Origin of the sequence: Pediococcus pentosaceus (assembly GCF_001437285.1) — a bacterium.
GTDB classification, from domain to species: domain Bacteria; phylum Bacillota; class Bacilli; order Lactobacillales; family Lactobacillaceae; genus Pediococcus; species Pediococcus pentosaceus.
The window spans coordinates 1-15,804 of the sequence record NZ_JQBF01000011.1; the positions used below are offsets into that span (position 1 = coordinate 1).

The following is a 15,804-nucleotide window of genomic DNA, read 5'->3' on the forward strand; positions in this document are numbered from 1 at the left end:
AACAGCGTTCGGATTAATTTTACAATCTACCATTTGACCAAAATTTCTTAGACAACTACAAGATCCCCTTTATCAGTACTATTGGCTAGGCCACGTATTGGTAGTATCTAGCATGTTAAACTCGCCCCACCCTTTTTGAGAATGCGCCAATTCATTGATGGCTGCTAGAACTTTGTTTTCTTCGGCAGTAAAATGTAACTTATCTACTAACGCTTGACTAGCAATCTTGTTGTAGACTACACGAGCTTGTCGTTCAGGCGTTTGCTGGTTATGTTTAGTTTTACTGATACCAGTCTCCAAAATATCTAAAACGTACTGGTAAGGTTCGATAGTATCGTGCTTCTGTAGTAAAAACTGTAGCCTAGTAAATAAGTCCAAAGCTTGTTGTTTAATATGTTCCGACTTAGTCTTATTCATAAAATCACCCCTTTATTGATGCCAGCTCAGCATAATGCTAGCATTTATGAGTACCTTGATGTCCACCAGTAGCCCATGCCATAGCTCCATTATTGATTATGCAAGTGGTAGCCTTACCCCAGTCAACAGAGCAGGAATGTTTGCCACAATAAAGCCCATTACCGTAGTATTTACCACCAATGATATTGGCCATTTCTTTTTCAGTTAATTTTTCAATTTTTTTCATCACAAAAATCTACTTCTTCTTAAATTATCCTTAATACGCGCTTATTCTAGTTCCCACTCAATTTAAATGTCAAGTATTAGTTAGATATTTTCGCACCAAAACTGGTTAACGATCTTGGTCAATTTTTGAAACCTGGCTATCAACGCAGTATCTTTTAAGTTGTGACCTTTTTTGGCTCTATTTAAACACTTTAAACATTATATTGGTAATTCATATTAATTGAGAAAATAACTTTGATTGAATAAATTTGTTAACCGTTGTATATTATGTTTAGTTACAGATGTAACAAATACTTGGTATCTTATTTTACAAGGAGGGATTTTTATGTACTACAGTAGTGGTAATTATGAAGCATTTGCTCGGCCTAAAAAACCAGCAAACGCCACCAAGAAATCAGCCTATATTGTTGGGGCCGGTTTAGCCGGTTTAGCTGCCGCCGCTTTTTTAGTGCGCGATGGTCAGGTTCCTGGAAACCAAATTCATGTTTTTGAAGAACTTGGACTTCCCGGTGGCAGCATGGATGGGATTTTAAATGAACAACGCGGCTATATTATTCGTGGTGGGCGTGAAATGGAACCTCACTTTGAAACTCTTTGGGATCTTTTTCGTTCAATTCCTACCTTAGAAGATGCCAGTGTTTCGGTACTTGACGAATTCTATTGGCTAAATAAAGCCGATCCAAGTAATTCACACACCCGCGTAATCGAAAAACGTGGTAATCAGTTAGCCAGTGATGGTCAGTTGACGCTTTCCCGAAAAGCAATTGAAGAAATCGCCAAATTAGTGCTAACACCGGAAAACCAACTTGACAATGTCAAAATTAATCAAGTTTTCAGCGATGACTTCTTTAAATCAAATTTCTGGCTCTATTGGTCCACCATGTTTGCTTTCGAGCCTTGGGCAAGTGCAATGGAAATGCGCCGTTATTTATTACGCTTTGTCCATCATGTCGGCACCTTGCAAAATATGTCAGCATTGAAATTTACCAAATATAATCAATATGAGTCATTAATCAAACCACTGATTAAATATCTTGAAGATCACGACGTTAAATTCCAATACAATACCACCGTTGACAATATTATTGTTGAACAAACCGGTGAACAAAAACAAGCTGTTAAAATTGAGCTAACGATCGATGGTAATCAGCAAAGCCTCGACCTAACACCTGACGATTTGGTTTTCATTACAAATGGATCAATTACTGAAAGCACTACTTATGGTGACAATGAACATTCAGCACCAGCAACGCATCCAATCGGTGCTAGCTGGAAATTATGGGAAAAATTAGCGGCTCAAGACTCAGCTTTCGGACATCCAGCTAAATTTTATCAAGATATTCCAGCGGCTAACTGGGTCATGTCGGCAACTTGCACCTTTAAAGACGATCGAATCGTACCCTATATTCAAAAAATTACTGGTAAAGATCCGTATAGCGGTTCAATTGTTACCAGTGGCCCAGTCTCCATTAGGGACTCAAACTGGTTATTAGGAATTTCCATCAGCCGTCAACCACATTTTCAACAACAAAAGCCAAATGAATTAATCGTATGGTTATATGGTCTCTTTTCCGATCAGCCCGGAAATTATATTCACAAAAAAATTACTGATTGCAGTGGCGCAGAAATCTGTCAAGAATTTCTTTATCATATTGGTGTCCCAGAAAATCAAATTGCTGAGATCGCGCAAACAGCTAATTCAATTCCAATTCATATGCCATACATTACTTCATACTTTATGCCACGCCAAGCTGGTGATCGTCCCTTAGTTGTCCCTGAAGGTTCAAGCAATTTGGCTTTTATTGGGAACTTTGCCGAAACTGAGCGAGACACCGTCTTTACAACTGAATACTCTGTCAGAACTGCTATGGAAGCTGTCTACCGACTGCTTGACATTGATCGTGGCATCCCAGAAGTCTTTGATTCTGCCTTTGACTTACGAGCAATCTTAAGTGCCTTATATTATTTGAATGATAAAAAGAGCTTGACCGAATTGCCTTTAAATCAAATTGAAAAAATTGGTCTAAATGCCTTTTTGAAAAAGGTTCATGGCACCTATCTTGAAGAAATTTTGAAATCTCAAAAGTTACTCTAAATCAAAGGAGGAAAAATTCATGAAAAAGCAGCATTTAATTTTAATTTCAATCGCTTTAGCTACTGGGGTTGTAATTGGAAAATATCTTAAACCCCAAAAAGACAGTTGCTGTCGTCATCGACTAGGTTGTTGCTCAAAAAATTCCCAAATCTCTAAGACCGATCCAGTTTATTTACGAGAAACCCAAACCCTAGGGCATGGCCTAACAAAGTAATTTAGCCTAGTAAAAAGGGGGCACTGCAAAAGTAAAATTGCCGTGCCCCTTTTTTGATTGTTTTGTTTTTCCATTAACCGGCTAAAATATTTTTTCGCCAGTTTGCAGTAAATCATTTTTGATCTTTTCTGCTAGGTGCTCGGCCAACTCGGCTGCGGAATATTGATAATCGTTTTCTCGCCAATATAGTAAACTAGCAAAAATAGCGCCCGAATAATATGCAATCTCTATTGGTACTGGCTGCTGATTTTTAATTCGCGTTTTAAAAAAATCAAGCAAGTAGTCACTTTGCTTTCGAAGAGCAAAGCCTTCAATTGAAGCGCTAACAATTGCCGATAAAACAGCTGGATTATTTTTAAAATAATCAAAATAAACTTCCAACAACTGCTCTAATTCTTTAAAATGATGCGTCGTAATGTCATCAACAAAAGTTGCATATTCTTTTTGAATAAACTTGTTCAAAATATCTTCCTTACTGTTATAGTTGCGATAAAAAGCCATTCGTGATATTTTTGCTTGATTAGCAATATCCGTAATTGAAATTTCTGAAAAGTCTTGTTCTTGCATCAATTCAAACAAAGCTTTTTCAGCTTTAGCTTGCGTCCGCACAATCCTTTTGTCCATAGTCACTATCTCCCAATTAATGAATCAATTTAGTTGTTGATACCAATTATACATCATTGAAAATTTCAAACCGCTTTACGAAAAAAAAGTATCAAAATCAGGTCACTAACTTTGATACTTTTTTTACTTAATAGTTACTTTTTTAGTTAGGCTTTTCGGTATCTACTGAAATTAAAGTTTTGATGGGTATACCAGCATAGTCAAAGTATCAGAATGGGACTTTTGTACTCAGTATTGAAACTTTGCAACAGAACCTTGCTTTAAATGACTGGGGAGAAAATAGACTAAAGCAGGTTATTTTAGTGAAAACTTTTAATAATGATTTATAGATTTTTATCTGCTGTTTAAGATGCCAGCAGCTTGCCCCCATTAAAATAATTGGTAAATGTAAGTGTATAATAAAATTTTGGCGGATTAACCTGCTCAGGAGTCAATAGATTGGGCTTTTGATCAACAGTCACCACAGTTTTGGGCTTGCGATAACGTTTTTGCATGCGGGATTTATTCCCTAATTCACGCATCAATTTGAGTGTCATATACTCAGATACTTTCGGCTCGTCGGTTTGTTGACTATAAGCAGTAATACGACGATAACCATAAAATTTAAAGGTTCTCCAAACGTCTAAAATATAAGGTTTTAGAGATTCTCTACGCTTTGCTTGTCGACTGGGCTACCAATGGAGCCGGTTGTAATAGGTACTAGGTTTGATTTTAAGTGCACTTAAAATACTCACAAGCGCGTAGCTTAGTACTAAAAATTGGTTAACAAGCGGCAATCCCACATTACGGACTATTTTTTGGCTAGTAAGATGGCCGCTCGCTTTAAAATTTCGTTTTCTTCCTCCAAAATAGCGAGACGATTTTCTAATTGCTTGACCCAAAGAGCAATAGAATCTTTTGAAGGCCCAAATACCTCTGCCAATGATTTAAGTTAACGTCCTTCTTGGTGAAGTTTAACCAGTGAATCTTTAAAATCTTGTGAATAACGAATTGACATAAAAATACTCCTATACTTTCATTTCACGGACTGAACAAAAATAGTCCATTTTTTTAGTATAAGAGCATTAAAAACTTGAAAATATCCTGTATTAATTTGTGTAAGCATTATTAAACTATATTATTTAGTAAGTGATATAATTAGAATGTTTTAGTAGCAAAAGGAGAATAGAAAATGGGGATTATTTGGACCTTAATAGTCGGTGCAATAATTGGAGCAGTAGCCGGAGCGCTTACTAGTCGAGGTGCTGCTATGGGTTGGATTAGCAATATACTTGCTGGATTAATTGGCTCATGGTTAGGCGAAAGTTTGTTAGGTAACTGGGGGCCTAGTCTTGCTGGCATGGCATTAGTGCCTTCTGTCATAGGAGCAGTTATTCTAGTAATTATTGTTTCTTGGATCACAACTCGAATCAAACATTGAAATAAAAGGGGAATTTTGATCATAGCAGAAGAAAATAATTAAGTAAAAAAGCAAAATAAAAAAGATGATCCTAAATCTAATGATAAAGAAAATATTTTTGATCATAATGATCAGCCTGCAGATTATAAGAAGGCATACTAGAATCATGGGATTTTAGATTACTACGCGAGCCCTAAATTGCTTTTACAGTGTTTGGGCTTTTTTTTAAGCGAATATTTTTTGAAATTAGAAACTTTTTAGGAATTTGATGAAAAACAGTATAGAAAATTAAAGAAAGAAAAAAGAAAAATGACGAGTAAAAAACCTAATTTAAAATTTTTGAATTATTGTGTTTATGTAATATCTTTGGGAGGCTTTTTATTTGGTTACGACACAGGAGTAATAAATGGAGCGCTAGCTTTTATGAGCCGTCCAGATCAACTTAATCTTAACCCTTCCTTACAAGGCGTAGTATCGAGTTCCCTTGTAATTGGTGCTTGTATTGGAGCATTAGGATGTGGGAAGATAGCCGATCAAGTAGGGAGAAAAAAAACGCTACGCTTGATTGCAATTATTTTTACTATATCAACCTTTCTTTGTGCATTAGCTATTAATTTCTGGTTCATGGCTATTTTTAGATTTATTTTAGGGATTGCCGTGGGAGCAGCATCGAGTCTTTCACCAATGTATTTAGCTGAAATATCGCCAGATAATTTACGCAGTGCGAATGTTAATAACAATGCTATTTTTATTGTTCTTGGTCAACTCAGTGCCTTTGTTGTCAATGCTATTTTAGGAAACATCTGGGGTCACTGGGGTCCTATATGGCGTATTATGGTCTTATCTGCGGCAGTTCCATCGGTGATTTTATGGATTAATTCATTTCGAATCAGTGGAAGTCCACAGTGGCTTTTGTTCAAAAGACGAGTTAATAAAGCTAGACAATTATTTCGTCGGTTAGGGTTCAGCAATACTAAACAGCTCGTAATAAGTGGAATTGAAACGATTGATGAATCTGATGATCAAGAGTTTAGCTGGTCGGTTGCTTTGAAAAATAAAAAATTACTTTATTTATTAACTACCGGAATAGTTATTGCGTTGATTCAACAAATTTCTGGTGTTAATACCGTCATGTATTATGGCACGATTTTACTTGAAAATGTGGGAATGGGGGCCGGAGGCTCACTCTACGCAAATATTTTAATAGGTGTGGTGTCAGTTATTGCTAGTATCTTTGGTACGCGTACGATTGAAAAAGCTAATCATCATAAAATGCTAGTTATTGGTTTGATTGGCAATGTCGTTTTCTTAGCACTATTAGGTTTGATTATGAAAACAACGATGTTTTCGCAGACCATAACAAATGTATTGGTACTAATCGCTTTGACTTTATTCTTGGCCAATCATCAAGGTATTGTTAGCCCGGTCACATGGTTATTATTAGCAGAAATGTTTCCGGGAAAAGTTAAAGCACAATTTATGTCAGTCGCAACGGCGACAACGTGGATTACTAACTTTATTATTAGTTTAATTTATCCGCAGCTTATTGCATTGTTAGGAACAGCTATTGTTTTCTTCGTCTTTGCACTAACCAACGGTCTTAGTATCTTGTTATCCGTTATATTTGTGAATGGTCGTAAAATAAAAAAAGCATATGAAAATGCTGAAGTATAAAAATAAAAGGAGTATTAATTCACATGGCAAACTTTTATGTTAACACAACAGAGGTTGTGCACAAACTTCCTAATAATGATCGACCAAAATTTTACATGTTTGGTGTTCCAAGCTACACGAACATGGGGGATCAAGCAGTTTCGTTAGCAGAACGAAAATATATTGAAAACGAATTCCCCGAATATCAATATATTGAAATTATTGAAGAAGACGATGACTATGCTATTCCCATTGTCCAAGAGCATTTACAGTCCTCTGATATTATTGCGTTTACTGGCGGGGGAAATATGGGTAATTTGTACCATAATCATGAGGAGGCACGGCGTAAGGTTTTTTCAACTTTTGTGAACAATCTGACAATTTCATTTCCTCAATCAATACATTTTGAAGACAATGAAGATGGTGAGATTGAAAAACAAAAGAGTCAAGAGGCTTACCGGAAAAATCCTAATCTCGTGTTAGTGGCACGTGATGCTCAAAGTTTTCATCGTATGCAATCAACGTTTGATAACCCAGTCATTTTCACACCTGACATGGTTTTATACATGAATTCTATCAACTGGAAGTTCAATCGAAAGGGGGCTTTATTCGTTTTACGGCATGATTCAGAAAAAGTTGTTAAAAAAACTACGATTGACAATATAAAAGATATTTTAGGAAATGAACGCCCTATAAAAAGAGTTGATACCGTTCTAGATGAACCACAAAAGATAACACCTGTTACTCGGGAGGCATTATTTGATTCAGAACTAGAACTATTCTCGCACCAGGAAATAATTATTACAGATCGCTGGCATGCAATGGTATTTTCCGTTTTAACAGGAACACCTTGTTTGTTATTTGGAAATAGTTACGGAAAAGGAAAGCATGCCTATATTGATTGGTTAGAGCACGTCGACTGGATCGATTACACGGACGAGACTGACGTAGAGCGTATAGAAGAACTGTTACAACAGCTAATTTCGCAAAAGCGGCACGATTACGACGTAAAAAATGATTTTCGTCAATTACGTGATTTAATTAAAAATAATGTGCACAATAAGAACTAATAATTATTGATTATCAAAAATTGAATATCAAAATTATTGGTAATAAAAAGAATAGAAAATGTATGGGCTATAATGGATGATCTTATACTAAAAAAATGGACTATTTTTAGTATAAGATCAGTTGGGATTGATTTGAGATTTTTGACCCAGCCCGCAACCGTTTGTACAGCCAAATGATATTCATTGGCCAGCGAATTAGCAGAACGACCCTCGTTGTACAAGGCAGCAATTGATGATTTAAATTCAGTTGAGTATCTCTTAGCTTTCATAATAAAAAAACTTATACTTGATTATCTCGGATTATGCCCTAGAAATAAAGCAATCCGGATTTTCAGTATACGAGCAAAATTTTTTTATAGGTTAACCCAAATCAATTTGATCTAACATCGTTTTGCGACTAGCTTGGTCTAATCCAAGATAAGTCAGTGTTATGGCTTCACTTGAGTGATTCAATAAATGCATGACTACGCCAATGTTGTAGTTTGATTGTGTATAGACGCGATAAGCACCTGTTTTACGCATAGTATGGGTACCTAAATAGTTAATGTCTAATAGATCACCAACATGCGCCATCACCTTATAAAACTGCTTCTCAGTGATATGGCGATTGTGATGGGCTGTCGAGGGAAATAACCACTCAGAATTGATGTTTTCTTGTACCAGCCAATCATGATATTGCAACAAGTCTTGTTGGACAGGCTTTAGATATAACGTGTTTGCTTTACCCGTCTTTTTATCATAAATAAAAGCCGTATTTTTAACAGAGCCATCTGGATTATAGATATCTGATTTCTTTAACGTCATGACATCACTCACCCTTAGAAGGGTGGATTTGCCAACTTGAAAGATGGTGTAGTTACGGCGACCCGCCCGAAAACTATCTAATAAGGTGTCTTACACCATTTTTAAGACGTTTGAGTCTTTGATTGGCAGTATGGTTTGTTGCATCATAATATTTTTACTTTTCTGGTTCCCATTGTCATTTAATCATATCTTAGCATTCATAATAAAAATTCATACATTTGATTATCCCGGATTATGATTTAGAAATGAAGCAGTCCGTACTTCCCATATACATTTTCCCGTAATCAGGTTATTTCTTAAAAAATACGTAGCTATAAAAAAGGCTTGATGAAATATAATCATCAAGTCTTTTTCAAAAATGAAAAGCTTATTACATATCGAAATATGTCGCATTATAATAATTTGCAACAGTTTTTGATAATTCAGAAAGTTTTAACAGCCATCATGTTTTATAGTAATTTACTCTCGGTAAGTAGCTCTTCGATAAACGTTCCCTTTATCTTCTTTTTTAGAGCTACTTTAGCTAATTTTGGAATTCCTAAATTAGCTTCATCAATGGTTTTTTTATCTCCCATATAATAGATAGCTTTAAGTAGTTCTCGAATATCATAAATGGATCCATAAACTTCAGGAACAGCGCGTTCAACTTCAAGTAAAGTATATACAGATTCCATGGCTGTCCTAATTGAATATTCGGTAGTAAATACGGTGTCATTACTAGGTGACTCTGCGAAATTACCAATAAAGGCTAAATTAACAGACCCTTTAGGAACAATATCTGGTCTATCACCCGCAATTCGGGGCATAAAGTATGACGTAATAAATGGCATAAATACTGGAACGGTATTTACATTGTTTTGGTTAGACAATTGTTTGATTTTGGACTCAGGGACCCCAAGATGATAAAGGAGTTCTTGCGTAATTTCTTCCCCAGAACATTCTACAATGGTCTTATCAACAAAATTTCCTTTGGTATCTGAATATAGTCCATATATCCATACAATTGTTTCATTTTCCTTTTGTTCTTTGAAATGTGGCTGCCTGTGAACAGCAAAACTCATCAACCAGTTCGAATCGGTTATGGTAATAATTCCACCACTATTAATTTTGTGATCATGCAAATCACGATTGGTGAGACGTTCAATGTAGGGTTCAATTTCTGGTGATTTTATAGTGGCTGTTGCTGACACGAACCAACTTTTTTCAGGTAGGTTATCATAGAATACTTCTGGATGACCGAAATCATTAGATTGTTCTGCTAGATTCTTCCACAGTGACCAACTACCACCCAACTCTTTTGATATAGGAGCGGGTTTATCATGGCTCCCATATGTTGAACTTTCTGTAATAGAACCATTTGTAACGAATACAAGATCATCACGTGATAGGCTAACATCATCACCATCCTGGATCACGAGTTTTTTTGCAATTTTTTCGTCATTTTCGAAATCTACCACAACATTATTAACTTGTGTATCATAGATGAATTCGACATTGTATGACTCTAAATACTTTATAATTGGTAGAACCATAGACTCATATTGATTGTACTTATTGAACTTCAGAGCACTAAAATCAGGTAATCCATCAATATGATGAATAAATCTCATAGTGTATCGACGCATCTCAACTGCAGAGTGCCATTTTTCAAAAGCAAACATAGTTGCCCAATACATCCAAAAATTACTTTCAAAGAACTCATTTGAGAAAAATTCCTCAATAGTCGTTTTACCCAGTTTTGACTCAGGAGTTAAAACTAAATCTATTAATTCTTTAGATTTTTCATCCAAAGTATACAGGCCATCAGTTGGGACGCGTTGTCCCCGATTATAAATTAGGCGAGTATTAGATGAATTTGGATCATCTTTATCTAGCCAATAAAATTCATCTAAGTAAGAGGCGTCTTCAATTTCTAAAGAAGGAATTGATCGATACATGTCCCACATAGTTTCAAAATGATTTTCCATTTCTCGACCACCACGTGTCACAAAGCCGATATTGGCGCGCTTTTCTCCATCTAACGACCCACCCGGAGTAGGCAATTCCTCATATATATGGATTTTTTCCCCAGACATTTGGCCATCTCTCACTAAGAAAACAGCGGTAGCCAGTCCGGCCAGACCGCCTCCAATAATATACGCTGATTTTTGATCCACATTTTTGGGCTTTCTTGGATGTGCAAAAGCTTCATAATTTCCGTTAGAATATCGCATAGTTGCCTCCTATTACTGATTTGATAGGTTAATCATAGCACTAAGAGAAAATGCTTTCAAAAAATAGCAATTAAAGTGCAACAGTCACTTTAATTGCTACAATCACCATGAATAATCGGTGTGGGTTTGAAAGATGGGAGTCTTTAATTAGTAGGCAAATTTAGTGCATCGTATCATAATTCATATATAACAGTCTGATTATAAAATTACGAAAAATGTAGCGACATTAACGGGTTATTATTATTCATAAATAAAAAACAGCCCCCATTATCTACTAGTTAGATAATGGGGGCTGTTTTAATAAGATTTGTTAGGGGCGATAGATAGATAGACCCTGAGTTAAGGAATGTACTGATGTTTTCTAGTATAGTCCCTAGTCTGATAATATTTGTTGTATTTTTCTGTATTTAGTTATTCGATGATATCGAGGCTAATATGTCAGTCTTCCAATTAGCGTCGAAATCTGTTTCGATTAGTGCTTTATATGAAGTAGCTACGGCATCCCAAATAACCTCTTCGTTTACACCTTTATCATGTAACCATTTAATCAACGTATCAATTGTCAGAGAATATATGGTTGCACGAACAGAGCGATGTTGGACAGCGGTTTCCTCTAAATCGGTTGCAGCCACAGAACGCCAAATATTTTCGGTGTTCTTATCAACAGCGTCAGTAATGAAATATGTTTGAACCGGAACAGTGCGACTAGCAGAAAGATTAACGGTATGCCTGAGTACTGGTTCCCACTCCCCACGTTTAATGGCATTCTTATCCATCAATGTTACTTCAAGCAATAAAGTACGATCCTTGTATTCTATGGTAATGTCACCAGAATTATCATCTTGCTTGTTCTTTTGTCCTCCTGTTTGTGCCACAGGTAATCCTTCTGAATCCAGCATAAGGTTCATTGACTCTCGCAAACTATACTTCTCCTCTGAAATGTGATACCAGGCAACCGCAATTTGAAAAACTGGTCCATCTGATTGAACCCAATGACACATTGATCGTCACAAAGTTAGATCGTTTTGCTCGTAATACTAGAGAAGCATTGAACTTAATTGATGACTTATTGAAAGAAAAAATAATGCTTAAGGTTTTAAATTTAGGAACGATAGATAACACCCCAATTGGGCATATGATTGTCAGAACTTTGCTATCGGTTGCGGAGATGGAGCGTGATATGATTATCGAGCGTACGCAAGCCGGTAAAATATTTGCAAGCCAACACAATCCCAATTATAAGGAGGGTGACCCAAAAGAAAAAAAGATAGCCGGAATATGGCTATCTTTGAATGTTATAACTCTCATACTGTGAAGGAAGCCGCTGAAGCTTTTAATATTTCTCCGCGCACAGTGCAATACATTAAAAAGCTATTTAGATAAATAACAAATACCACCGTCTATTTATATTACAATTCCTGACAAAAGCTATTAAATTATTGAAAGGAATCAGCCTTTTACAAAGTCAACAAAGCAATTCTGCTTTAAACCATATTAGGGTATCACAAATACTTTAATATTTTTTGCGTCGCATCCAAAACCAGCAAATTAGGCTTAGTATAACAGAGATAATCAGCACAGCAAAAACACCATAAGAAGATTTTTCAAACGGGACATGGACATTGATTCCCCAAAAACCAAAAATAATCGCTGGAATAGTCAAAACGATTGATATCTCTGTTAGAGTTTTCATAATCATGTTTAGCTGATACGAAATCATATTGTTTATCATATTTCCCAAAGCATCCAAATATTGGCTGTAACCTAAAATAATTTTATCCATTGTGTCACTTGTATCGTATATCTCATCAATTATTTTTTTGGTGGTAAAATCAATATCATTATTAGTTGTGAAATTTTTTTTGATGAAATCCAGCGCTTTGTGATTAGCGCCATAAGTTGCTGACAAAGCTATTATGTATTTTCGAAGAGTCAATAAATCACCAAACGTTGGTCTGAGTGGACCGGGCGTTGATATTTCTGAGTCTAAATCATCAATTTTTTCCTTGACTCCACGAAGGTTGTTAAGCATCACATGGAAATCTTTTTGCATAATCTTTAAAAGTACTTCCTCCGTGAAATTATTGACATCACGTAAAACCATATTGGATAAGAGTTCGGAAATGGAATTTAATTTGTGGTTTGTAAAAATTATCAACTTATTTTTAAATACCAAGAAAACAACAGATGTCGTCAGATTATCTAGAAGCCCACCTTCGTGTATCTTGGAAAACAAAAAACTTACGAGCAAACTTTTTTCATCGTTCCGATCTATCATCGTGTCATATGCAACTTGATCATCAAACGTTAGTATATTGCCTATTTTAAGGTCATATTTATGGTCAAAAGATTCGATATATTCTCGTTCGTCACCATAAACATAAACAACAGAAGAATTTTTGATATTTGATTCTGACGAAACTAATAATGTATCTTTTGTTAAAGAATAATTTTTCAGCATTGTAATCCTCCTGCTTTATATTTTTCTCAAAAATAAATGCGTAATTGTTGTGAAATAAATACGTTATCAGTTTTAAAAACATTTTGTCTTATGTATGATAACCTGCCAAAAATTTTATCTCACACATTATCTAGACAATCTTGTCTCCAGCTTCTAATGTATTATCTAATTTATAATTATAGACCCTATACAAACATATTTTGTAAAAAGCCTTTTTTCTGTTCTTTCAACAAATCTAACTTACGTTGATGAAGAGTGATAGTGTTGTCTAACTGTTTGAAAAATAACCCAATTTTTTGTTGACGACTTTTGTCTCGCGCTCTTCATTATTTATCACGATGATAAAAATCTTTTGTATTAAAGAAGTCATTTAGAACCGTGTTCTCACCAGTCATTGTTTCATGTAAACGAATACCATCGACATTTATCCGCGCATTACGATAATAATCATTTGTTAATTGACCCCATGATGTCTGTGACGCATCAACATTATCGAAAATACTGAAACCGCTACTCTTAAGATAAGTGTACTTTGCATTATCATTTGTATAATTTGTAAATGAGCCAATATCTGCTCCAAATGGGAAAATCAATACTGGTGTTTTACCAACAATTGGTTGTACTTCCTTTTGCCAAAGTGCAGTGTCCTTTTTGATATCATCAACACTGGCCGTAGTCATATTTATATGACCCCAGGAATGCGATGCAAACTGCCAACCTTCCCTTTTCATAGCGTTAGCAACCTTTGTCGCTTTCTTAGCTTCGCGATGTGTCTTTTTTGTATCACCATATTGACTCTTTGATGAACGATAACCTAGCGCCCCATTATAACCCGTTTCAGCAATCACACCCTTTGAGCCACCGTATGAGAAATCTGGATGCTTTTTGATGAAGGTATCAATAATCGGTACCATGTCATAATCACCAATTTTCTTCTGACCATTATTGGTATATTGATTTTTAACATCACCTTGCTTATTGACGACTAATTTATCTGCAAATCCAGAATTCTTCATATACTCATAATAGTTAACATCATCCTGTGATATAATTAAAGGCTTCTTGCCTTCAGGTAATTTGACTGGTTTGAAAGTCACCTTCCCTTGTTTATCAATCGAAATAATATCTTTAAAGTTAATTAATACATAGCCATTATCATATAACTGATTCAGCATCGGCATAAATTCGTCGATGGTCACCATATAATCTTTGTATCCCTGTGCCTGCTTAGATGAGAAAGCTTTACCAGGATCAACAATTAGTGAATGATAAAAAAGATGTGAAATTTTTGTCGGATCATCCCACGTGACCAACTTTGACTGTTGCTTATTAATACTCTTTTTTAGATGATCAACTGTTGTTCCTTTGTGCCCCGATAATACTGATTTTGCTTCTTTATATTGGTACTGTTGACTTAATGATTTTGCCTGCTTTACTGTCTTAGTTGTTTGACTATCAGTTTTTGCAGCCATAACATCATCATCAATATTGCCATATAACCCTAAGCCTGCCCCCAAAATCAACCCAATGACAAGACTAGTTATCTTGGTTTTTATCACAGCTACTCCCCCATAATTTTTATGAATATTAAACGACAAGTTAGTGCCATTCTATATCTTATTACCTCAAAAATAAAATTATTCGTATTGTTTTATAAATAGTAAAGATATCAAAAATGCGACATAATCAAACAAAAAAGGAGTGATTAAAATCACTCCCAAAAAAATATTTTTAATGCCACAATACCTATTTATTGCGCATCATCCTTAAACTTATTATAGTAATTTGCTCCTGGGAATACCCAGTTAGCACGACCGAATATCTTGATTGTCGCTGGAATAATAATCAGACGAACCAAGAAGGCATCAAATAGAACCCCACTGGCTAATGAAATACCAATTGACTTAATCGTTGAATCTTCAACCAAGGCAAAACTTCCAAAGACAGCAATCATAATCAAAGCGGCTGTAATAATGACTAGACCACTCTCTTGCAATCCTGTTTTAACAGCCCGATTTGTATCTCCAGTGGCAATGTATGTCTCCCTAATCCGTGAGACCATGAACACTTCGTAATCCATCGCCAGACCGAAGACAATTCCAATCATAATGACTGGCAAAAACGCAATAATTGGTGATCCTTCACTAATATGGAAAACACCATCTTGCATAATCAATGTCGTCAATCCTAATGATGCAATCAATGATAAATACTCTTATACTAAAAAAATGGACTATTTTTATTCAGTCCGTAAAATGAAAGTATAGGAGTATTTTTATGTCAATTCGTTATTCACAAAATTTCAAAGATTCATTGGTTAAACTTCACCAAGAAGGCCGTTCACTTAAATCATTAGCAGAAGAATTTGGTCCGTCGAAAGATTCTATTGCTATTTGGGTTAAACAAGCTAACCCAATCATGATCGAGGGTCAGTCAAAGACTTTAAAAGACGTCAAGCAACTAGAGAAGCGCCTCGCTATTTTGGAGGAAGAAAACGAAATTTTAAAGCGAGCGGCCATCTTACTAGCCAAAAAATAGTCCGTAATGTGGGATTGCCGCTTGTTAACCAATTTTTAGCACAAGGATACGCGCCTGTGCGTATTTTAAGTGCACTTAAAATCAAACCTAG

Annotated in this window: 17 protein-coding genes and 3 pseudogenes; 7 read left to right on the forward strand and 13 right to left on the reverse strand. The window is 35.6% G+C overall.

What is annotated here, in order from left to right; genetic code table 11:
• Nucleotides 1-78: 78 nt before the first annotated feature.
• A complete protein-coding gene (locus tag IV86_RS08145) occupies nt 79-417 on the reverse strand; it encodes a bacteriocin immunity protein (protein ID WP_002834573.1) in 339 nt (112 codons plus the stop codon).
• Between the two features lie 37 nt (nt 418-454).
• Entirely contained in the window at nt 455-643 is a 189-nt protein-coding gene (locus IV86_RS08150) for a leucocin A/sakacin P family class II bacteriocin (protein ID WP_002834004.1), read from the reverse strand.
• A gap of 324 nt (nt 644-967) precedes the next feature.
• On the opposite strand from IV86_RS08150, the gene IV86_RS08155 reads away from it, so the two are divergent.
• On the forward strand, nt 968-2,737 hold the full coding sequence (locus IV86_RS08155; RefSeq protein WP_056979534.1) for an oleate hydratase: 1,770 nt from the start codon (nt 968-970) through the stop codon (nt 2,735-2,737).
• 19 nt (nt 2,738-2,756) lie between these two features.
• Nucleotides 2,757-2,951: a hypothetical protein gene (locus tag IV86_RS08160; RefSeq protein ID WP_056971947.1), complete on the forward strand. Its 195-nt coding sequence runs from the start codon at nt 2,757-2,759 to the stop codon at nt 2,949-2,951.
• A gap of 81 nt (nt 2,952-3,032) precedes the next feature.
• On the opposite strand, the gene IV86_RS08165 is transcribed toward IV86_RS08160, so the two are convergent.
• From IV86_RS08165 to IV86_RS08900, 3 genes and pseudogenes are all read right to left on the reverse strand, one after another.
• A complete protein-coding gene (locus IV86_RS08165; RefSeq protein WP_056979535.1) occupies nt 3,033-3,575 on the reverse strand; it encodes a TetR/AcrR family transcriptional regulator in 543 nt (180 codons plus the stop codon).
• A 344-nt stretch (nt 3,576-3,919) separates the two neighbouring features.
• Nucleotides 3,920-4,216: pseudogene (locus IV86_RS08925) on the reverse strand (IS3 family transposase); the annotation flags it as partial.
• Nucleotides 4,217-4,365: 149 nt separating this feature from the next.
• Entirely contained in the window at nt 4,366-4,497 is a 132-nt protein-coding gene (locus tag IV86_RS08900; protein WP_261793047.1) for a hypothetical protein, read from the reverse strand.
• 249 nt (nt 4,498-4,746) lie between these two features.
• On the opposite strand from IV86_RS08900, the gene IV86_RS08175 reads away from it, so the two are divergent.
• The 3 genes from IV86_RS08175 to IV86_RS08185 all read left to right on the forward strand — a co-directional run bounded on the left by IV86_RS08175 (nt 4,747) and on the right by IV86_RS08185 (nt 7,697).
• The gene (locus IV86_RS08175) at nt 4,747-4,995 is read left to right on the forward strand and encodes a GlsB/YeaQ/YmgE family stress response membrane protein (protein ID WP_056979536.1); all 249 of its coding nucleotides are present in this window, start codon (nt 4,747-4,749) and stop codon (nt 4,993-4,995) included.
• Nucleotides 4,996-5,283: 288 nt separating this feature from the next.
• Complete coding sequence (locus IV86_RS08180) at nt 5,284-6,648, forward strand: sugar porter family MFS transporter (RefSeq protein WP_056979537.1); 1,365 nt, start codon at nt 5,284-5,286, stop codon at nt 6,646-6,648.
• A 23-nt stretch (nt 6,649-6,671) separates the two neighbouring features.
• Nucleotides 6,672-7,697 carry a polysaccharide pyruvyl transferase family protein gene (locus tag IV86_RS08185; RefSeq protein ID WP_056979538.1) on the forward strand — a complete coding sequence of 342 codons (1,026 nt, stop codon included), beginning with the start codon at nt 6,672-6,674 and terminating at the stop codon, nt 7,695-7,697.
• Here the strand turns inward: IV86_RS08185 and IV86_RS08855 are convergent.
• The 4 genes from IV86_RS08855 to IV86_RS08205 all read right to left on the reverse strand — a co-directional run bounded on the left by IV86_RS08855 (nt 7,694) and on the right by IV86_RS08205 (nt 11,634).
• The gene (locus IV86_RS08855) at nt 7,694-7,966 is read right to left on the reverse strand and encodes a hypothetical protein (RefSeq protein WP_232625464.1); all 273 of its coding nucleotides are present in this window, start codon (nt 7,964-7,966) and stop codon (nt 7,694-7,696) included. The genes IV86_RS08185 and IV86_RS08855 overlap by 4 nt on opposite strands.
• Nucleotides 7,967-8,057: 91 nt before the next feature.
• A complete protein-coding gene (locus tag IV86_RS08195; RefSeq protein ID WP_232625466.1) occupies nt 8,058-8,546 on the reverse strand; it encodes a tyrosine-type recombinase/integrase in 489 nt (162 codons plus the stop codon).
• Nucleotides 8,547-8,950: 404 nt separating this feature from the next.
• Nucleotides 8,951-10,714 carry an oleate hydratase gene (locus tag IV86_RS08200; protein WP_056979539.1) on the reverse strand — a complete coding sequence of 588 codons (1,764 nt, stop codon included), beginning with the start codon at nt 10,712-10,714 and terminating at the stop codon, nt 8,951-8,953.
• 407 nt (nt 10,715-11,121) lie between these two features.
• Nucleotides 11,122-11,634 (reverse strand): AlwI family type II restriction endonuclease, encoded by a 513-nt coding sequence (locus tag IV86_RS08205; protein WP_232625463.1) that lies wholly within the window; start codon nt 11,632-11,634, stop codon nt 11,122-11,124.
• 26 nt (nt 11,635-11,660) lie between these two features.
• Here IV86_RS08205 and IV86_RS08210 point away from each other — a divergent pair.
• Nucleotides 11,661-12,097: pseudogene (locus IV86_RS08210) on the forward strand (recombinase family protein); the annotation flags it as partial.
• Between the two features lie 130 nt (nt 12,098-12,227).
• Here IV86_RS08210 and IV86_RS08215 read toward each other — a convergent pair.
• The 4 genes and pseudogenes from IV86_RS08215 to IV86_RS08225 all read right to left on the reverse strand — a co-directional run bounded on the left by IV86_RS08215 (nt 12,228) and on the right by IV86_RS08225 (nt 15,378).
• Nucleotides 12,228-13,175, reverse strand: a complete 948-nt coding sequence (locus IV86_RS08215; RefSeq protein WP_056979541.1) for a magnesium transporter CorA family protein — start codon at nt 13,173-13,175, stop codon at nt 12,228-12,230.
• Nucleotides 13,176-13,360: 185 nt separating this feature from the next.
• A pseudogene (locus IV86_RS08865) lies at nt 13,361-13,492 on the reverse strand (restriction endonuclease subunit S); the annotation flags it as partial.
• 9 nt (nt 13,493-13,501) lie between these two features.
• On the reverse strand, nt 13,502-14,734 hold the full coding sequence (locus IV86_RS08220) for a polysaccharide deacetylase family protein (protein ID WP_056979542.1): 1,233 nt from the start codon (nt 14,732-14,734) through the stop codon (nt 13,502-13,504).
• Between the two features lie 191 nt (nt 14,735-14,925).
• Nucleotides 14,926-15,378 (reverse strand): MMPL family transporter, encoded by a 453-nt coding sequence (locus tag IV86_RS08225; RefSeq protein ID WP_056979543.1) that lies wholly within the window; start codon nt 15,376-15,378, stop codon nt 14,926-14,928.
• 74 nt (nt 15,379-15,452) lie between these two features.
• Here IV86_RS08225 and IV86_RS08230 point away from each other — a divergent pair, with 74 nt between their 5' ends.
• On the forward strand, nt 15,453-15,713 hold the full coding sequence (locus tag IV86_RS08230; RefSeq protein WP_056979544.1) for a transposase: 261 nt from the start codon (nt 15,453-15,455) through the stop codon (nt 15,711-15,713).
• Nucleotides 15,714-15,804: the final 91 nt, after the last annotated feature.